This window comes from Bacillus sp. DB-2 (assembly GCF_003315125.1).
Classification (GTDB): Bacteria; Bacillota; Bacilli; order Bacillales; family Bacillaceae_G; genus Bacillus_A; species Bacillus_A mycoides.
This window is the reverse complement of the sequence record NZ_QNRN01000013.1, coordinates 180,023-200,840: the sequence shown is the minus strand read 5'-3', so window position 1 is coordinate 200,840 and position 20,818 is coordinate 180,023. Positions and strand designations below refer to the sequence as shown.

Annotated in this window: 16 protein-coding genes, 1 pseudogene, 1 riboswitch and 2 other annotated features; of the genes and pseudogenes, 4 read left to right on the top strand and 13 right to left on the bottom strand. The window is 34.2% G+C overall.

Translation table 11 applies throughout. The features are described from left to right. A partial coding sequence (locus DET63_RS21960) for an RNA-guided endonuclease TnpB family protein (RefSeq protein WP_142675690.1) occupies nucleotides 1–790 on the bottom strand: 790 nt, incomplete at its 3' end. A 353-nt stretch (nucleotides 791–1,143) separates the two neighbouring features. Beyond that, entirely contained in the window at nucleotides 1,144–2,457 is a 1,314-nt protein-coding gene (locus DET63_RS21950; protein WP_113734483.1) for a hemolysin family protein, read from the bottom strand. Between the two features lie 473 nt (nucleotides 2,458–2,930). Between DET63_RS21950 and DET63_RS30790 the strand changes: the two are divergent. Beyond that, nucleotides 2,931–3,032 (top strand): annotated as a pseudogene (locus DET63_RS30790) (ArsR/SmtB family transcription factor); the annotation flags it as partial. An 11-nt stretch (nucleotides 3,033–3,043) separates the two neighbouring features. On the opposite strand, the gene DET63_RS30785 reads toward DET63_RS30790, so the two are convergent. Then, nucleotides 3,044–3,742, bottom strand: coding sequence for a DUF7003 family protein (locus tag DET63_RS30785; RefSeq protein WP_235661791.1), 699 nt, complete (start codon nucleotides 3,740–3,742; stop codon nucleotides 3,044–3,046). 435 nt (nucleotides 3,743–4,177) lie between these two features. Further along, nucleotides 4,178–4,948 carry a class I SAM-dependent methyltransferase gene (locus tag DET63_RS21930; RefSeq protein ID WP_113937843.1) on the bottom strand — a complete coding sequence of 257 codons (771 nt, stop codon included), beginning with the start codon at nucleotides 4,946–4,948 and terminating at the stop codon, nucleotides 4,178–4,180. Nucleotides 4,949–5,089: 141 nt separating this feature from the next. Here DET63_RS21930 and DET63_RS21925 point away from each other — a divergent pair, with 141 nt between their 5' ends. Both DET63_RS21925 and DET63_RS21920 read left to right on the top strand, forming a co-directional pair. After that, nucleotides 5,090–5,827 carry a ZIP family metal transporter gene (locus DET63_RS21925; RefSeq protein WP_002031888.1) on the top strand — a complete coding sequence of 246 codons (738 nt, stop codon included), beginning with the start codon at nucleotides 5,090–5,092 and terminating at the stop codon, nucleotides 5,825–5,827. Between the two features lie 82 nt (nucleotides 5,828–5,909). Next, complete coding sequence (locus DET63_RS21920) at nucleotides 5,910–7,610, top strand: pyruvate oxidase (RefSeq protein ID WP_113937842.1); 1,701 nt, start codon at nucleotides 5,910–5,912, stop codon at nucleotides 7,608–7,610. A gap of 44 nt (nucleotides 7,611–7,654) precedes the next feature. Here DET63_RS21920 and DET63_RS21915 read toward each other — a convergent pair whose 3' ends face one another. The 9 genes from DET63_RS21915 to DET63_RS21870 all read right to left on the bottom strand — a co-directional run bounded on the left by DET63_RS21915 (nucleotide 7,655) and on the right by DET63_RS21870 (nucleotide 18,735). Next, nucleotides 7,655–8,659, bottom strand: a complete 1,005-nt coding sequence (locus tag DET63_RS21915; RefSeq protein ID WP_113937841.1) for an ABC transporter permease subunit — start codon at nucleotides 8,657–8,659, stop codon at nucleotides 7,655–7,657. 1 nt (nucleotide 8,660) lies between these two features. Continuing rightward, complete coding sequence (locus tag DET63_RS21910; protein WP_002141702.1) at nucleotides 8,661–9,527, bottom strand: ABC transporter permease subunit; 867 nt, start codon at nucleotides 9,525–9,527, stop codon at nucleotides 8,661–8,663. Nucleotides 9,528–9,751: 224 nt separating this feature from the next. Then, the gene (locus tag DET63_RS21905) at nucleotides 9,752–10,783 is read right to left on the bottom strand and encodes an alpha/beta fold hydrolase (protein WP_113937840.1); all 1,032 of its coding nucleotides are present in this window, start codon (nucleotides 10,781–10,783) and stop codon (nucleotides 9,752–9,754) included. Nucleotides 10,784–11,015: 232 nt separating this feature from the next. Then, nucleotides 11,016–12,899 (bottom strand): ABC transporter permease, encoded by a 1,884-nt coding sequence (locus DET63_RS21900; protein ID WP_113937839.1) that lies wholly within the window; start codon nucleotides 12,897–12,899, stop codon nucleotides 11,016–11,018. Between the two features lie 12 nt (nucleotides 12,900–12,911). Beyond that, nucleotides 12,912–13,688, bottom strand: coding sequence for an ABC transporter ATP-binding protein (locus DET63_RS21895; RefSeq protein WP_080025008.1), 777 nt, complete (start codon nucleotides 13,686–13,688; stop codon nucleotides 12,912–12,914). A gap of 230 nt (nucleotides 13,689–13,918) precedes the next feature. After that, nucleotides 13,919–15,841 (bottom strand): threonine--tRNA ligase, encoded by a 1,923-nt coding sequence (gene thrS, locus DET63_RS21890; RefSeq protein WP_113937838.1) that lies wholly within the window; start codon nucleotides 15,839–15,841, stop codon nucleotides 13,919–13,921. 44 nt (nucleotides 15,842–15,885) lie between these two features. Continuing rightward, nucleotides 15,886–16,108 (bottom strand) — a binding site (T-box leader). A gap of 37 nt (nucleotides 16,109–16,145) precedes the next feature. Continuing rightward, nucleotides 16,146–16,370: a binding site (T-box leader), on the bottom strand. 120 nt (nucleotides 16,371–16,490) lie between these two features. Then, the gene (locus DET63_RS21885; protein ID WP_002136219.1) at nucleotides 16,491–17,198 is read right to left on the bottom strand and encodes a pseudouridine synthase; all 708 of its coding nucleotides are present in this window, start codon (nucleotides 17,196–17,198) and stop codon (nucleotides 16,491–16,493) included. A gap of 442 nt (nucleotides 17,199–17,640) precedes the next feature. Continuing rightward, entirely contained in the window at nucleotides 17,641–18,006 is a 366-nt protein-coding gene (locus DET63_RS21875) for a VOC family protein (RefSeq protein WP_113937837.1), read from the bottom strand. A gap of 99 nt (nucleotides 18,007–18,105) precedes the next feature. Beyond that, nucleotides 18,106–18,735, bottom strand: coding sequence for a YdbC family protein (locus DET63_RS21870; protein ID WP_113937836.1), 630 nt, complete (start codon nucleotides 18,733–18,735; stop codon nucleotides 18,106–18,108). Nucleotides 18,736–19,168: 433 nt separating this feature from the next. Continuing rightward, nucleotides 19,169–19,288: riboswitch (glycine riboswitch) on the top strand. A 107-nt stretch (nucleotides 19,289–19,395) separates the two neighbouring features. Between DET63_RS21870 and DET63_RS21865 the strand changes: the two genes are divergently transcribed. Further along, nucleotides 19,396–20,763 (top strand): alanine/glycine:cation symporter family protein, encoded by a 1,368-nt coding sequence (locus DET63_RS21865; protein WP_113937835.1) that lies wholly within the window; start codon nucleotides 19,396–19,398, stop codon nucleotides 20,761–20,763. The last annotated feature ends 55 nt before the right edge of the window (nucleotides 20,764–20,818 follow it).

The window sequence follows — 20,818 nt, the reverse complement described above, 5'->3', positions numbered from 1 at the left end:
TTTTCAGTTGGAGATTACGTATCATTTTGTTGAAGTACTGGTTAATAGATTTTAGTTTTTTTCCATCAATTAAAAATGTGTCACCTGTATTTGTTACGCAACTTAATAATCTATCTACACCTAAATCGCAACTCAAAGCGTTACTAGTAGTCGTGGATGGTTTCTTCATTTGAGAAACGTGCATTTCATATGTGTAATGCACCTCAAAGAACCGACCTTTTTGTTTCGGTACAATCTCAATGTAGGAGATTTTTTTATTTCTTACATTTTTAGGCATACGTATTTTAATGGAACCGAATTTTTTCCTGAATGCAACATTCATTGGAATCATCCAATACCCGTTATCATCCACTTTTGGAACTTGATAGATTTCAATAATTCGTTTGTCAGTTGAACCAGAATAATTCGGAAACTTAGGACGACCTGCGAAGGTTTCAGGTTTTTTCTTCCACTGTTCCAATCCTTTAAAAAAGCTTTTTACTTCTGTAAATAAGGATCTACGAATCGCTTGAACAGAGTTTGATTGAATGCCCCAGTAATTCATATCGGCTTGCATGGCAGTGTCCACTTCTTTTACAGTAGCCATCTTGTTATTATTCAAGTAACTTTGTTTAATTGTGTATAATCCAACATTTCGCAACGCTTTTGAACTATGTGACATGCTTTGCAGTAAGCGAAATTCTTTCGCAGTAAGGCAAGCTCGTCCGATATTCTGTTTCTGCGTGAATCGTTGTATGTTTTCTCTTTTCTTTTGTTTACGTAATACTTTCACTGCTTTCTTTCTAGCCATTGTTTTCACCACCTTTCTCAGAGGGTTTATTAAAATCATTAGTTACTTTTAACAAATCAATATTTGGAACAAAATGTGAACATGGTCTTCATCGTAATTCCTTTTAGCGCAAGTAACCGAATGATTATTATTATCCAATTTCGTTGTCTTACGATATATTCCCTCCTTATCTAAGGGCAGATTATATCGTAAGACAAAAAGAAACAAATATTCGCCCTCAAAAAATTGTTATGAACGAAACAAAAGAGTTCAGCCTACCTTCTGACGGCAATTCATCTACACCTGAATTGTTGGGTTTCACCCGTAACACAAATCAGATGGAGTCTTCTTGCCAAAAAGGATAAAAGCAGCAACTATACAGTTGCTGCTTCCAACATTTCTTTTTGTATTTCAACACGTTTGATTTGGTGAGGGTCTTTAGAAAGAATTTTAAATGCATATCCTTCGCTATTTACTGTTTGTCCTTCCTGGATATCATAATTCTGCATCAGAATCCAACCACCAATCGTGTCAACATCACTATCATTCATATGTAATCCTAGTAAATCATTTAATTCGCTAATTAATACTTTACCTTCTACGACAACATGACCTTCATTCATTTGCTGGATGGGCGGACGCTCATCTTCATCGTATTCATCACGTATTTCTCCTACAATCTCTTCCAGTATATCCTCAATGGTTACAATACCAGCCGTACCGCCGTATTCATCATATAAGACAGCCAACGGAATACGTTTCTTTTGCATTTGTAGTAAAAGATTATGTATTGGTATGGTCTCAATTACTTCAATTACTGGACGCGTATACGATTGAATAGAACTGAATTCTTTTGTTTCCTTATTCATATAACGGATAAAGAAATCTTTCACATTCACCATACCAATGATTTCATCTTTATCTTCCCCAAATACTGGGTAACGTGTGTACTTTTCATCACGGATTATTTTCATATGGTCTGCTAAAGAATTATCTACATGTAGCCCTATAATTTCTGTACGGGGGACCATGATTTCTTTCGCAATACGATTATCAAATTCAAAAATATTATTTACATATTTGTATTCAGCTTGATTAATTTCTCCACGTTCATAACTTTCAGAAAGAATCAATCGTAATTCTTCTTCTGTATGTGCTACATCATGCTCTGATGCAGGTTTTAAGCCGAACATTCCTGTTATCATCCTTGCAGAGCCATTTAACAAGCGAATAAACGGATACATGATTTTGTAGAACCAGATAAGCGGAGCCGAAAGTAATAAAGTAACCTTCTCAGCCTTTTGAATCGCGAATGTTTTTGGTGCTAATTCACCAACTACAACATGTAAGTACGTCATAATAGTAAAAGCAATTCCTAAAGATAATACACCTGCAATGGAAGGATTGATGTTCCACTTATCAAATAAAGGATGTAAAAGTCTCTCAATCGTTGGTTCACCTAGTGCCCCGAGTCCCATTGCTGTAACTGTAATCCCTAATTGACAAGCTGACAAATACTCATCCAAGTTTGATGTCACTTTCTTCGCTGCCAGCGCACCCTTCTTTCCTTCTAATACAAATTGATCAATCTTTGATCCTCTTACTTTTACAATAGCAAACTCAATTGCTACGAAAAATGCAGTACATGCGATTAAAACCACTACCATGATTAAATTAAATATGTCCAACTAATTCCCTTAGCTTCCTTGAAACTAAAGGATTCACCTCCTGATATATTTTCTCTTTCCAGACCTACTTCATACACATTGACATGAGATTGTATAAAATCTACATTCTCAAAATGATGAGGGGTACTCTGAGAAAATCGAGGTCATTTAGCCACCTATCCGAGTCAACATCTGAGTCCAATACATTTCCACCGCCTTGATTAAATTATCTATATGTTAGCATGAGAAATAAATCCCAGTCAACGTTTACATTTTGTATACCCTGAAATTCAAACAAAAAGCTTCTCTTTCCTGTTACATAAAACCTCTTAATGTGTGCATCAAACACTATAACATTTCCTTCACTTCCACTAACTATATTATTTTTTTGTTCATTATTTACATTCCTTCTCACATTAAAAATAAAGCGAAGAAACATTTATCTATCTTTTTTAAAAATATTTTGACAGACATATTAGTAATAACTAATACAATTGTTCAACTCAAATGATTTAGATGTGAAAGCGAAGTTCATACATGGCTTTGCCGATAAAATCATGTTACAAATGCTTCAATGTATCATAGGTGGGGAAAAACAGTTTCTTATTTAAATGTCATCCTCTTCTTGTTTTTCAAAATCACTCCATGTCCAATTGGTCCAATCATTATTTACTTTCCCTACAGTTATCAAATTCACATTATTTAATTCAATCGCTTTAGCTAAACTTTGAAAGAATATGCTCTCACTCGGTTTTTGATCATCACTTATATCAGGATGTTCCCATTCTTCTGTTTGATAAAATAGATTTGGTTTAAATTCTGCATTGGTTTCATCTAATATGTCCGAGGGATTTACCCAGAATTTCTCCTTATATTTAGAAGTTAAAAAACGAATAAGTTTGGTAGGATGAAATGAATCTGTTTCAATTCCTAAACACTTATACTCTTCTGCAGTTGGTGTTAAAGTGATACGTTCTCCTTTCAAAAGTAACTCCATATGAAAAGGATCTACAAGGAAATGCTCTTCATCATCGTACCAATATTCTTCATTTACAAGCGTTAAGATTTCATCGAAACATGAAAAGAATCCTTGCTGTCTCATGCTATTACTATACACATAGAAGTTATTCGATATCTCAAGGTTTGCATCAACGCCCACAACCTCAAATACAATGAGCCACTTGTCTTCCTCTCGAAAAACAGATATTCTGGATTGTGCTAAGTCAAAATTATAGTTATCAAGTACTGGAAAATCAAAATCTTCCGCGTACCTATCTAGTGTTTCAAGTATTTTTTCTGCTTTCATAACATTACTCTCCATAAAGTTAGTATAGTAAATTTTTATTACATTCGTTTTTCTTTATTTAACTCATAAACATTATCTAAATACCAGGACATTTTTTATGTCTCTCTAAACTGGCAACCATCCAGTTTTGTTTATTTGTATATTATATAAAACTCTAATGGCTCAGTAAACAACATTTGATTATGACCTTATCCTTCATTTTCTTTATAATTGTATTTTCACAGTCCCCACCATAGCACTCCACTGCAGCTCCTCTTATTCTTCCTTACAATTAAAACAAAAACACATAGTCTATTGTTAATATGAAATACAGTTTGATTATTTTTTCTAATAACTTACTATATAAGAAAAGACGCGTTTCTATATAAACGCGCCTGATTGTTATATTCTTAGGAACACTTCTTTATGTCACTTATCAACTAATAATCAGCATCCCTATCTTTTCTTTCGGCAAACTACCACCATAGAATAACAATCCTCCTGCAACTCATTCCCATCCCAATCATTATATATATGTAACAATTCAAACCCATTCGCTACTAGTAATCTTTCTAATTCTTGTGGATACGTATACCGAAGATCTATTGTTGTTTTCAGTTCCTCTACTAGCGCATTATCCTCATAAAACCTTCTTGTTGTTATGTAGTGCTGTATTTGTTGAATTGAATCATAATTCATCTCAGTATATAAATCACATCTTCTTCCCTGTTCATCTGTAATAGTTGTCCAATATTCTTCTGTAGGTGGTTGTATTAATTCTTCCTTTGACGGAAAACGTGTATCAAATATGAATATACCATTATCAGTTATTACATTATGAATCGATGCTAATAATTGATTTTGATGTGTATTAGTAAGAAAATGTTGGAATCCATGTCCTACCATAAATGCTAACGGAATTGTCTCTTCGACGCTCAATTGCAAGCAGTCTTGCTGTAACCACTTTATATTCTTTAAACTCGCAGATTTACTCTTCGCTTCAGCAAGCATTCCTTCATGTATATCTATACCAATCATTTGATACCCTTTTTCGATAAAAGGAATAGTGACTCTCCCTGTTCCACATGCAATATCTAAAATCCATTCATTTTGTATATTTAGTTTTTGCGCCCATGATAGTAAAAACGGAAAATCTGAAAAACTTTTATTTTCTATATCATATCGTTTTGGATTTTCATATTCAGATAAATTCCATTTTGTTTGCACTTACATTCCCCATTTCATTTTAATATGTAAATTATAATGAATTTACAGTTTTTTCTCTATAATTAGTCATAATAATTTGGACTAATCTCCCTCCCCCATTAGTAAGCTGAAAACAAGGGGATAGAATTGGAGTGTGATGATATGGAACGTTTATGGATTCCTATAATCGTTACGTTTTTTTCGTTCGGTGGATTACTATTAGGAGGTGCTGTTGGAGTAGCAACACGCCAACTAATTGAAGAAAAGATGCATCGCTTATACGCATTATGTGGTGGGATTTTGCTTGGGCTTTTATCACTTGAAATTATTCCTGAAACATTTTCAAGCTATGAAATAATTGGGCCTATGCTCGGTATAGCTATCGGTATTTTAGTTATGAGCTTATTAGATAACTATTGTCATCATCCGATTATACATAAGAAAGATCAACAAGCATGGCAAACCTTCCTTTTTCTTTCTTTCGCTATATTCATTCATAATATGCCGAGTGGATTTGCGTTAGGAACAGCGTTTATAAATCATAATGACTCTGCCATTCCTTTCTTACTTGCGATTGTCATTCACCATATTCCAGAAGGGTTAGCTTTAATTATTCCATTTCTTTTTACAAAACATAAATACATTTCATTTTTATTAACAACTTTATTACTTTCTCTTATCCTAGGGACCGGTACTGTTTTTGGCATTATGATGGACGGGAAAGCTCTCCATTTACAAGGACTTATTATGGGAAGCGCAATTGGTTCTCTTGGCTATGTCACAATTCACGAAATGCTTTGGAAAGCAAAAAAACAGCTACCTTTCCTTCCGTTTCTATCGTGGTCTATTAGTGGATTTTTACTAATAACAGTCTTCACTCTTTTCACTGGTCATCATTAAAACAAATAAGTTATATCATTTGTATATTTTTCCTTTTTCTCCAAAACATAATAGTATCTACCTATTATAAGGAGGAACGATTATGTTTGGAAAAACAGCCGGTGAAGCATTAGTGGATCTTTTAATTGACTGGGGTGTAGAACACATATATGGTATGCCTGGAGATTCCATTAATTCTATTATTGAAGCTTTAAGAAAAAAACAAGATAAAATTAAATTTATTCAAGTTCGCCATGAAGAAGCTGGTGCGTTAGCAGCGGCAGCCTATGCGAAATTAACAGGAAAACTTGGTGTTTGTATGGCTATTGCAGGACCTGGAGCTATTCATTTATTAAATGGTTTATATGATGCGAAACTCGATCAAGCTCCCGTATTAGCAATTTCAGGACAAGTCGAAAGTGATTTACTCGGAACGGATTTTTTCCAAGAAGTAAACTTAGAAAGAATGTTTGATGATGTCGCGGTTTATAACCAACGAATAATGTCAGCTGAACAGTTACCTGCTGTAGTTAATCAAGCGATTCGAATGGCATATACAAAAAAAGGTGTCTCTGTTCTTACAATTCCAGATGATGTTCCAAAATTTGAAGTGAAAAATGGTGCACGTATTACAAACTCTTCCTTTACATTACCAGAAATATTTCCGCAAGAAGAAGATTTAGCTGTAGCGAAACTCGCACTTAATGAAGCGAAAAAACCTGTTATTTTAGCCGGAAAAGGAGCTAAACATGCGAGAGATTCTTTACTTGCATTTGCAGAACATATCGGTGCACCAATCGTACTTACATTACCAGCTAAAGGGATTGTTCCTGATGAACACCCTCTTTGTATCGGTGGATTAGGTTTAATCGGGACGAAACCTTCTTATGAAGCAATGAAACATGCTGATACTTTAATTATGGTGGGCACTTCTTATCCGTTCACTGGTTTCTTACCCGAAAAAGCAAAAACACTTCATATTGATACAGACCCCGCACAAATTGGGAAACGTTATACGACAGATATCGGCTTAGCTGGTGACGCTGATAAAACATTAAAATGGTTAATTGAAAATGTAGAAAAACACGAGGATCTTTCCTTCTTAGAGCATCATCAAGAAATGATGAAAAAGTGGGAAGAAAAATTACACACTCAAGAAGAAGATTCTTCTACTCCAATTAAACCACAACGAGTTATGCATGCACTGCAGAAAGTAGCAGAAGATGACGCAATTCTTTCAGTCGATGTCGGAAATGTAACAGTATGGACTGCAAGGCACTTCCGTATGACAAACCAGAAATTTATCATTTCTAGTTGGCTCGCAACACTTGGCTGCGGTTTACCTGGTGCACTTGCTGGACAAATTGCTTTCCCAGATAAACAAGTATTTGCCGTTTGTGGTGACGGCGGTTTCGGAATGACAATGAACGATTTCGTAACAGCTGTTAAATATAAACTACCAATCGTTGTCGTCGTTTTAAATAATAATAAGATCGCCATGATTAAATTCGAACAAGAAGTTATGGGGAATATCGAATTTGGTACAGACTTAACAAACCCTGATTTCGCAAAATATGCCGAGGCTTGCGGTGGTATTGGATACCGTGTAGAACAGTTAGATGATTTACTTCCCGCCTTTGAAAATGCAGTAAAACAAAGTAAACCATGCATTATTGATGTAGTTGTAGATGTAAATGAAGCACCAATGCCAGCAAAAATCACATTTGGTCAAGCAGCTGGTTATACGAAACATATGATAAAAGAATTATTTGAAGAAGGTAAGATTGATTTACCACCACTTTAAACAAAAAAGATAGCTGAAAACAATTTGTCTTCAGCTATCTTTCTTTATTTTTGTACCTCTTTATAGAAAGAAAAATCATTCATAGTAGGTTGTACTTGCTTCTCTACTTTCACTTCTTTATCCTTCCTCTTCGACATTTTTACACTTCCTAGTCTAATTGCATCTTGCATACTATTGCTAATTAGATTCCCTGATAAGATTGTCATACTATAGAAAGCGATTGGTATAAGTACAATCCATGTATGAGTAGTTAAGTGACGGAAGTTTTGACCAATTAGGCCAGTCCATTCCTTTGTTACACTATCTGCATCTATAGCGCCAAAAATTATTGTTCCGCCAAAAAATAATTCCAACAAACCAAGATGCAAGAGGAGTAATAAAGTACTTACAAATTGCTGGGCTACTAATAAAAGAAATGATGGTAACATATGCGGCCATACATGGCGTTTCAACCTCTGCCACTTACTTCCGCCGAGCACAGTGGCCGCCAACATAAATTCTTCTTTCTTAATACGCTTGACTTCTTGCGCTACATACAACATAACTGTCGGTACTGCAAGACATGCAAGAACTATAATTTGAAACGCAACTCGCAAATGAAACGGAGCAGCTGCCTCTCCACTGTCGAACATTAAAACTCCCCTTAATATAAAATAGGAAATCATAACCATTGGTACAATGCTGAATGGGTCAAAAAAGGACGAAATAATTGGAAAAGAACGCCGACTATACATACCGAGAAGTAAGCCTATGCCCCCTCCAATAATTACTCGTAAAATCGCTATAATTAAACTCGCACCAACCGTCCATTTCGCTCCCTCTATTATTAGTTGAAAAAGATCGCGGCCTTTCGCATCACTTCCGAACCAAAATTTACTCGATGGTGAAAACGGAGCAACCTCTAATTCTCCTTTTGCGTTATACATCATCGTTAGTTCACGAATATTCCCATCGAAAAACAACGTATTCCCAATACTAACAATCATAAGGACACTTAAAAAGGTTACACCAAACCAAAACCTTACATCTTTTTTAACAACTTGCCACATATTACGCACGCTCCTTTATAACATTTTGCAAAAGCGTATGTAATAAACGAAACAAGATAAAAATCGGTACATATAATATAATTAAACTTACTGTGAAAATTTCTATGTTCGAATGTTCTTTTACAAATACAAACATTCCATATGTGTTAAAAATCCATTCAATAATATATAAATTGGATAGCATAAATAAAATATTTGTTTTCGCATAATAAACTGTCGTCAATAAAACATTTCTTGAAATATGATGTGTCAAAATATGCCGTAAGCTTAACCCTTTACTCTTGGCAAACATACTATAATCTTTCTCTAATTCTTCTCTGAACCTTAATAACAAAAGTTTAATAAACAATAACGTTGTTGGTATTGTAAGACATATAATCGGTAACAAACGTACTCTTTCTTCCCCTAATCCAGCCAGTTTGATTGGCATAAACCCTGTTTTTTGAAAAATAATTACGACAAGAAGTTGCGATAATAAAATAAGTAAAATATCTGGTATGCTCTCAAGGGTAAGAAAAATCCCATTCCATATTCTTTGTTTCATATGAGTTCGCTGCAGTACAAAAACAACAAGTACATACGCTATACATAAAGAAAGTAAAAATGCTGAAAGAAATACTATCATCGTTTCAATATAATGGATCCAAATTTGCGGAAATAATTTTCTCGGCGCTTGAAAACCATATGTAATTTCAGTTGGGTGAAGTACTTTCTCACCAACATATATAATTGCATTCCAAAAACCGATTAAATCAATTTGTAATCCCTTAAATAACCGAGGGAGCGCACCTAGACAGATTATACATAAGATTGCAGCAAATAATTGTAAACAAGTAACCCCACACCACTTACCAATTCGAATGAACATAACTATTACCCCTTCTATTTAAATGAATATTCAGAAACTAAAACTATGTATAGTACCTATATCTTTTAATAAAATAACTCCTCTCTCGACAAAACATATCGATTCTCGTCATTTCTCTGAAGTTGTATTATATCTTTCGACTATTATCCAACATTTTCCTTCTTGATCGATTATATACTATAAAAAAGCACTTATTTTTAAAATAAGTGCTTTTTTATTTAATTTCATTTTACGAATGTATCACACAACCACTCATAAAACTTTTCCTTCTCTTCAAATTGAGGGTAATGTGCTGAGTTTTCAAAAGCTATAAATTCTTTTTGATTCGCTTCAATCCTATCAAAATACTGTTTAGCTGCATGAAATGAAGTATTATAGTCATATTTACCCATAAGAAAATAAAGCGGTAACTTCAGTTTAGTTACTTTAGTAGGTAATGGATTCTTTAAGTCTTTTTCTAATAAGACAGTTTGAGAGTGTGATAATCCAACGTTATAACGAATTACATCTAACAAGTTATATTCATTACTGAATAACATCCCCATGTTATCACCATCTGGATTTTCAATGAGTCTTGATGTTCCACCATATTTCGCAACATAATTTCGCGGGGTATATGTATCACCATTTTTAATTTTTTCAGTTAACCCTTTTAAATGTGAAACCTCATCCGCATTCCCAGCATTTTGTGCCTGTTCAATAACGTAGTTTAAACTATCCATCTCACTTTCTACTGTATCGCTCATCTGTCCAATGCCAATATATGCTTCATATTTTTCAGGAGCTTTGTTGGCAGCCTGTATTCCAATATATGTACCATAAGAATGGCCTATTAAAATTACTTTTTCTTTGCCTAGACGTTTTGAAACGTAATCCGTCATAGCTAATAAATCCTCCACGAGTAGATCTGATGAAAGGTTAGAATAGTCTTCAAAGAAATGATACGATTTTCCACTTGCTCTTTGATCGTAATTGACAACCGTGAATTTCTCTTCCAATAAGTCTTGGTATTTTTGAGCATATGGTATTTCCGAAGAACCTGGTCCACCATGTACAAAGATAATAACTGGATTACTCTTATCTTTGCCGCGTATCATAATTTCATGACCAGTTCCATTTATCTCTACTTGTTCTAATGTACTTATACTGTTTTTGACCCTTATTTGTGAGGTCCATGTAGGAAATACCAACGCTATGATTAGTAATAGTATAGTAATGACTCCGATAAGTTTTATTAATTTTTTTATCTTCCTCATACAACGTTTCCTTTCCTTTAAATTTATAAAAATATCAATTCCATCTAAATTTGTTTGTACATTATTAGTCTCCCATACACTTCTTAACTTTCCGCTACATAAACCCTTAACATTTCCTTAATTTTCTATATATTCATTACAGAAAGACTTGAAAACATCTCGCATACACGTATTTATGTATCACAAACACAGAAAAAGCCCTTGTTTTCATAACAAGGACTCAATTGTTTTCCTATTTCGCTATCTTTTCTTTCGGCATTACCATACCTTTATAAAGTTGGACAGTAATCCAATAATAAATGAAATAAATTACTATGAAAATCCCTATTGGCACCCACACTTTCACAAACGGGTCAACTAATATAAAGCTGAATAAGTTAAGCCCTACTAACACGTGGGAAATTCCAATAATTGCTGGGAAGATAAATAAATATGAGATTTCTTTATATATACTTTTTGTTAACATACTACGTCTCACACCAATTTTCCGTAACATTTCATAACGGCGTACATCACGAGAAGCTCCTGTTAATATTTTGAACATAAGAGAACTCGCCATCATTGCTAAAAACGCAATTCCAAGGAAAAATCCCATAAACATTGTTCCGCTCATGAAACTGTTCATAAATTGATAAATTGTCATTTTCGTAAATAAGTCTACTTTTGTACCTGTTGTTTTTTCAATTTGTTCTTTTTGCCTATTGTCAATTTCTGTCAATAATAGTTTATATTTTTTCATATCATCTACTTTTGCTAATGTCACAGTGTGTTCTGTTCCTTGAATTCCTTTATAATGCTCTTCATCAGCAATTCTTACAGGTTTTCCGTTAAATTGATTATGTGTAATTTGTATTTCTCTTACAACCGCATCTTCCCAATCTTTTGGCATACGAGGAAGCTTATTCGCTACTTCGGGAGCTTCCAAAGCAGAATATACGGGTTCAGTTAAAGGTTCAGCTACACGTTTACGAGCAGGTTCTTTTAAAGTCTTTGTATCAAAATGATCTGAAATAAGTGGTGGTTTTTCAGTTAAGTCGTTACGTAAATAATAAACCGCTTCTCCATCTACTTTATACTTATACTTGCTTTCTTCAACAATTTCCATTTCTTTTAATGCTGCTTTATCTTGTTCATTTGGATCATGAATTACGACATCATATACACGTGAGAAGTCTGTCATAATGCCTACATTCTTTTGAAACGCCATACCTGCTGTCATCGCACCTGCACCTAATGCAATTAACATCGCTACAGTGCCTAGTACTCTCGATAAACTAGTTACTCGAAAGCGTAACTGTGCATAAGTAAAACTATTTAATCCCGTTTCATTTCGCTTTTTATTCCCCTTAATTTTCATTACAAAAAGTGGCAGTAATGAGTTGAAAATGAAATACGTTCCTAATGTCGTAACGATTGTCGCTATTATAAATCCTAGTTCAGCAAACATTTGTATATTTACCATAAAATAGTATCCTGTACTTACTAGCAATACACCTAGTACTGTCATAATAACAGTGCGAGTCTTACTTTTCTTCACCTCATCTTGCGTTTCATCTTCACGTATTAATTCTAATTCTGTTTTACGTAATAATCGGAAACTATTCATTAAACCAGTAATGAAAAATAATATTAAGAAGAAAATAGATGTAACTAATATAGCTGGTGTGTACACAGATGCGTAATTACCTTTTGCTGAAATTTCCATTCCATTCATTAAAAAATTTCCTGCTACACTAGCAAGTACTATTCCTACTAAAATACCGATAATAATACTGACAATACCCATACCAAAAGTCTCAATAAATAATAATTGCGCTACTTTTTTCTTTTTCGCTCCAAGCATCATGTACATACCGAGTTCTTTTCTTCTTAATGTAAGTAAAAAAGAATTGGCATATATGATGTAAAAAACTGTAATGAAAGAAAGCAATATTGCACCAACCCAGAAGACGAGCCTAATACTACTAATGAGACTATTATCTTTTGTAAATTCACTATTCATCGCCATCGTTTGGAACATGTAAAAAATACTAATACTAATAACGAGACCAATAAGTAACACCATATAATCCTTTAACATTTTTTTCATACTATGACGTGATAATTTGAATAACATAGTCTCGCCTCCTTACTTCGACTCAGTTGCTGAGCCCATTTGGGCAAGCACACCTAAAATATCTTGATAGAAATTTTCTCGTGTTCCTTGACGATTTAACTCTTTATAAAGAAGTCCATCCTGAATAAATAAAATACGTTCACAATAGCTCGCACTAAATGCATCGTGTGTTACCATCAAAATACTTACATTGTGATTTTCATGTAAATCTTGCATCGCTTCTAATAAACTTTTTGCATTTTTACTATCAAGTGCTCCTGTCGGTTCATCTGCTAATACGATGGCCGGATTATGTACTAAAGCTCGTGCTGCTGCTGTTCTTTGCTTTTGTCCACCAGAAACAGCAGTTGGATATTTCGTTAAAATTTCAGTAATCCCTAATTTCTTTGCAACTTCATTTACCTTCCCAGTAATCTCACTTGAAGGTACTCCTTGTAGAGACAGTGGCAAAGCAATATTTTCATAAATTGATAAATTTTCTAGTAAGTTAAAATCTTGAAAAATGAATCCTAATTTTTGAGAGCGAAAATCAGATAGTGCATTTCCCTTCATAGAAGTAATATTTGTGCCAGCTATTGTTACACTACCACCTGTCGCTTGATCAAGTGTACTAATCACATTTAGCAATGTCGTTTTACCAGATCCAGAAGGACCCATAATCCCTACAAATTCTCCTTCTTTAATACTTAATGAAACACCCCTTAATGCTTTTGACTGATTCTCATTTCTTTTCCCATACGTTTTTTCTACACTTTCTACAGTAACTACATTTGTTGACATCTCTTTCACTCCATCCCTTTTGTATAGTATTAATTTCTCACATATTTCTTATCTTTTTGTCATATAAATCCTTAAGAGTTTTTTAACTTTTCAATCTCAAAAGAAATATGAATCATATCACTTCTTAATATTCTCATTTTTCTAAAATCAGTTCATTCGATTTCCCTTACATTTACCTTACAATTTTGTAAGGTAAAAAAGAAAACACACCACTTTCTAATGGTGTGTTTTCTTTACAATCAATATTTTCTATTTTTAATTTCCTCTTCAATATTTGCCACAAATACATCTAGCGCAACAACTTCTGACTTCTCTTCTCCATATTTACGTACATTTATAGATTCGCTTTCCATTTCCTTATCACCAACAACAAGAACATACGGTACTTTTTGCATTTGCGCTTCTCTTATTTTATATCCTAACTTTTCATCTCGCATATCTCGTTCAACCCGAATTCCAGCTTGTGCTAATTTGTCTGCAACCTCATCTGCGTATTGTACATGCACTGCATTTGAAACTGGAATTACTTTCACTTGAACTGGTGCCACCCACGCTGGGAACGCGCCTCCAAAGTGCTCAATTAATATCGCTAAGAATCGGTCTAACGAGCCTAAAACTGCCCTGTGAATGACAACTGGTCTTCTCTTTTCATTCTTCTCATCTATATAATTTAAATCGAATTTCTCTGGCATTTGGAAATCGAGCTGGATTGTTCCGCACTGATGACTTCTATTTAAAGCATCTTTAATATGGAAATCAATTTTCGGTCCATAAAATGCGCCGTCACCTTCATTTAGTCTATATTTATAATTCAATGAATGTAATACATTTTCTAATGCCGCTTCTGCTTGCTCCCACAATTTATCATCACCCATTGAATCTTCTGGACGAGTAGAAAGCTCTACTTCATACTGGAATCCAAAAGTGTTATACACGTAATCAATTTGCGCCATTACTGATTTAATTTCATCTTCAATTTGTTCTGGAGTTACAAATAAATGAGCATCATCTTGGCAGAAAGTACGAACTCTTAATAATCCGTTTAAAGCGCCACTAAATTCATGTCGATGCACTTGACCGAACTCACACATACGAATCGGTAACTCACGATAAGAATGTAATTTATTTTTAAACATAAGCATATGGCCTGGACAATTCATCGGTTTTAACGCAAAACTTTTATGATCTACTTCTGAGAAATACATATTGTCTTTGTAATGTCCCCAGTGTCCTGACTTCTCCCATAATTCTTGATTCATCATAAATGGAGTACGCACTTCTTGATAATTGTACTCATTTTGAATTTCTCTTAAAAATGCTTCTAATTCATTGCGAATAATCTGTCCTTTTGGCAAGTAAAAGGGCATTCCCGGAGCCTCTTCCGAAAACATAAACAATTCAAGTTCACTACCTAATTTCCGATGATTTCTCTTTGCAGCCTCTTCAACAAAATGCAAATAATTTTCTAATTCTTTTTGTGAAGCAAATGCAACACCGTATATACGCTGAAGCACTTGATTGTTACTATCGCCTCGCCAATATGCACCAGAAACATGAGTTAATTGAAATGCTTTCAAATAACCAGTAGATGGCAAATGTGGTCCTCTACATAAATCTACAAATTCACCTTGTTTATAAAGTGTTACACTCTCATCATTAGGAATTGCTTCTAAAAGCTCTAATTTCAAACTATCATTCATTTCTTGAAACAGTTTTTTTGCTTCTTCTCGAGAGATTTCAACTCGTTCTATCTTTACATTTTCATTTATAATATTTTTCATTTCTTTTTCGATTTCCGGTAAATCTTCAACATTTACACTACTTGCAAGATCCATATCATAATAAAATCCATTTTCAATAACTGGCCCTACTCCAAGCTTCACATCACCATAAATTCTTTTCACAGCTTGCGCTAATATATGTGCCGCAGAGTGTCTTGCAATTTTTACCCCTTCATCTGAATCCATAGTAATGATTTCTACTTTCGCACTTTCTTCAATGTTTCGTCGTAAATCAAAAGACTGCTCATTAACTTTTCCTGCGACTGCTTTCTTTTTTAAACTACTGCTAATCGAACCAGCAATTTCTTCCAAAGTAATACCTTTCACAAATTCTTTAACGCTACCATCTGGAAATTTAATTTCAATCATCTGTTCTTTCATTTTTCATCTCTCCATTTCATAATAAAAAGCACACTCATCCCTAAAATAGGGACGAGTGTGCTTTTACCCGTGGTTCCACCCAGATTCCCATCGCAAACATGCAATGGCTTCTTTTACGGTAACGTCGTTTACACGGCACTAGATACTTCATTTCCCCAGTGCAGCTCTAAGGTGGTAAGTTATTTTTCTGCGTTAGGAAGTTCTCAGCTTTCCTTCCTTCTCTGTATAACCGTTTAAAATAACTCGTGTCCTTTTCTTCGCTTATTATGAAATTAAATATAAAAAAGCATATTCATCCCTAGTAAATAGGGACGAATATGCTTATATTCGTGGTTCCACCCAGATTCCCATCACAAAAAACATAATGGCTTCTTTTGCGGGTAACGTCGCTTACACGGCACTAGATACTTGATTTCCCCAGTGCAGCTCTAAGGTGGTAAGTTATTTTTCTGCGTTAGGAAGTTCTCAGCTTTTCTTCCTTCTCTGTATAACCGTTTAAAATAACTCGTGTCCTTTTCTTTGCTTTTGTAAAAAATCCATTTATTGTTATTTAATATATCCTATTCATTTTATTTTTACAAGTGTTAAAAATATATTTTTTATTCAAAAAAAAGAAACCAAAAACATTTTTGGTTTCCCCTTCTCTTTTTTACCAATCTTGTGGTTCGTAATTTAAGTCTGAAAATAGGCGTTTTTTCTCTTTTTTCGATAAATCTCTCCACTGTCCAACCGGTAAATTATTCAATTCAATATTCATAATTCTCGTACGTTTTAACGTATATACTTGATAACCTAGAGCTTCACACATACGACGAATTTGACGATTTAGCCCCTGTGTTAAAATAATTTCAAACTCATATTTTGATAACTGTGTAATCTCACAAGGAAGCGTTTTTGTATCTAAAATTTTAACACCTGCTGCCATTTTCTCTAAAAACTCCGGTGTAATCGGCTTATCTACTGAAACGATATATTCTTTCTCATGTTTGTTTTCAGCACGTAAAATCTCATTAACGATATCGCCATCATTCGTTAACAAAATTAAACCGTCTGAGTCTTTGTCGAGACGTCCGATGTGATTAATTCGTAAAGGATGATTCACTAAATCGATAATGTTACCTTTTACGGCTTTTTCACTTGTACATGTAATACCTACTGGTTTATTTAAAGCGATATACACATGGTCTCGAGCAATACGAAGTTGCTCTCCATTTACTCGTACGTCATCACCTGGATTTACTTGGTCACCAATTTTTGCAACCTTACCGTTAATAATTACTTTTCTCTCGTTAATTAACTTATCTGCTCCACGTCGAGACGCTTTTCCAGCTTCACTAATAAATTTATTGATACGCAAGTTAGGCACATCCTTTTCATAAAAAATTTCAAGCTCACACTGCTTCTACCGTACAATACAAAAGGGTAAGCCTCCTATTATAACTTAAATATATTAACATGAAAGGGTATATGACGTCTTCACTTAATTACATGTTTACAAGAAAATAAGTGGTCCTCTTTTCCTTTTCACCTCAAACTGTTTAGCAGTCAATAGATTAACCCTTGAATATAACATCATTTATTTACTTTTTTCATAGATAATATACCGATATAAGTTTGATTAATAATGCCTAAATAACTCACAATATGTGAAAAGCAAAAAGAATCCTTTTGAAAATATTCAAAATGGATCCTTCTTCAGCTAAAATAATACTAGTTTTTATACAAAAGTGTTCAATAATTATAATCTTTGATAGAAAACATCGTTCAACAAACAAAATAATCTCGAACTCCCTAATTTTTTACGCTTCAATATTTTCTTCACATACTCCAAAAAGAAGCCCTTGATTATCTATACAATAAGCAAAGTAGCCCATATTAGGAATAGCAGTTTTAGGTACAACTACTTGTCCACCATTTTCAATAACTTTATTTATGTACTCATCAACTGAAGATACTTCAATAGAATTAGTCGTCCTAGTAGCACCATCAGGGGATTTCATTAATCCACCATCGATACCGGGTCTATCACTCTCACCTGTAATTATGAACCAATATTCATGTGTCCCAGGCATTTTTTCAAACTTCCATCCAAAACTATTTGTATAAAATTGAATAGCTTCTTCAGGGTTTGGGACTTGCAATTCAAATCTTAAAACTCTACTCATTTAAATATCTCCCCTCTTATTCTTGTACAAAGTAATTATACAAGAACTAATGTTCTGTATCATTTTTTTCGAAACTAGCTACTTTAATAAGTTCTAACTTTATTTAGAAGCGGCAACAGACCATTCTTCCTTCCGAATAACTTTCTTTCCATTTATATTTTCGACATACTCATTTACATTTGCCAACTGATATAACTCTGGGAAAATTTCTTTCATATAACGTCCATGTACTATTTCATCTTGCCAATAAGCTAATACTATGTAACGATTTTCATTCTTTAAAGACTTCCCTACAACTCCACCTAATATCCCTTTTGCATTTTCCATTCCTTTATTCCAAATTGTTTCTTGCGTATGTAAAAAATTCTTTTCTTTTCCTTCTTTCACATCGCAAATTGCAACTCTTACAAATGACCCTTGTGCAATTACGTCTTTCAAAGGAGTTTCTGTTATATCATACAACGTTTGAAACATTTCAATATTACAGGAAATATATGTGCCTTCTTGATTACTATTTAAAAAAATTGTATCATGAGCATCATTCATGAATGATTGATATGCATTTCGATCTTCCCATAAAGTATATACACACGCTTCCCCTTCATTCCACCCACCAAATTGTCCATAGAATCCGTCTAAATACTGTAAATCACGCCATTTTTCTTGCGCATCAGAAAACAATTCCCTTTTCTCTTCTTCCACCTTGCAAAATATTGTTTTTAATAGCATTTCTACTCCCCCTTATGATAAGACCCATTTCCCTCTTGTAATAATTTGTTTACATAATAAAATTATGTAAACAAATTATATCTGCTGTTATACTCCATACACAAATAACCATTTTTAGTCACTCTAAATCTATCAAACCACCAAATTGATTTTATTTCAAATAATTCGGAATTTAAAGGGGGTATAATCCTATACAGATTACATCTCACTCTTAACTCATTTACTATTTCAAAATAAAAAATGATTGCATTTCACTAATTGTATCTCTATAATGTTTTTTATTGATTCTATACACAATCAATGCGTTTAAGTTTTTAATTTTATAATTCGGATGAACCATTCAGGAGAAGGTCTATTGATCTACCGACGGGGCAAAAAGTTGCTGAACCAACTTTGAAACTCTCAGGTCTTGTTTACAAGTAGAACTGCATGGGGACGAATCTCTGGAGAGACTCCCTCTCGCTTAATATAGCGCGGAGGAAAACGAGCACCGAAGGAGCAAATCCGCTAATCTAGCGGATAATCTCTCAGGTAAAAGGACAGAGACAAGCGAAAGAAAATGCCGATTTGTATCGGTTTATTTTTCTATCCCTTGTTTCTCCAGAGACCATTTCATTTCCTTGAAGTGGTTTTTATTTTTTCTAAAAAAGGAGAATACAGATGGAAACAGTAAGTAAAGTATTAGAACAAATTAATCAATATGTGTGGGGGTTACCAACTTTGTTGCTACTTGTTGGAACTGGTATCATTCTCACAGTGCGCTTAAAAGGTTTACAATTTAGTAAACTAATATACGCTCACAAACTAGCTTTTAAAAAATCAGAGGATACATCATCTTCTGGAGATATTAGTCACTTCCAAGCACTGATGACAGCTATGGCTGCAACGATTGGTATGGGAAATATAGCAGGTGTCGCAACTGCTGTGACAATCGGTGGACCCGGCGCAATCTTTTGGATGTGGATTACTGCTTTATTTGGAATGGCAACAAAGTATGCCGAAGCAATCCTTGCGGTGAAATACCGTGTTAGTAATGAAAATGGTGAATACTCCGGTGGACCAATGTATTATTTAGAACGTGGTTTAGGGAAAAAATGGCTGGCTGTTTTATTCGCTATATTCGGCACAGCTGCTTCTTTCGGTATCGGTAATATGGTTCAATCTAATTCAGTTGCAGAGGCAATGCGAATCAATTTTGCTTTCCCTCCCGCATTAACTGGTATACTCATGTCATTCTTAATCGCCATCGTTATTTTGGGCGGTGTAAAAAAGATTGGTAGAGTTACTGGATATATCGTTCCTATTAAAGCATTCTTTTATATAATCGCTGGCCTTATTATTATTTTCTATCACTTTGATCAAATTCCAGAAGCATTTTCACTTATTTTTTCTGGTGCATTTCAAGGTACTGCAGCTGCTGGTGGTTTTATCGGAGCAACAGTTGCATCTGCAATTCAAATCGGAATGGCACGTGGTGTATTTGCTAACGAGGCTGGTTTAGGAAGTGCTCCTATTGCTGCGGCTGCTGCCAAAACAGATTCACCTGCAAAACAAGCTTTAGTTTCTATGACTGGTACTTTTCTAGATACATTTATTGTATGTACAATTACGGGGCTAGTATTAATTACTACAGGCGCATGGAAATCAGGTAAAACTGGTGTTGAAGCTACAACATTAGCATTCCAATCCGTATTCGGTACTGCTGGTAGTATGATTCTCGGTATCGCCATTATATTATTCGCCTACTCTACTATTTTAGGTTGGTCGTATTACGGAGAGAAGTGTGTAGCTTATTTATTCGGACAAGGTGCTGTACGATATTATAAAGCAATCTTTATCGTTATGATTGCTATTGGCGCTAATTTAAAATTAGGTGTTGTATGGACATTTGCCGATATTGCGAATGGACTTATGGCGATTCCAAACTTAATTGGTCTTATTGGGTTAAGTAGTGTAGTTGTCGCTGAAACAAATCGGTTTTTACAAGCAGAGAAATTGAAAGAAAGTCATAAAAAACAGGCAAGTTAATTTGTGTTTACAATAACTTCAGTTTAAATTCCACTATAAATATTGATTTTATATA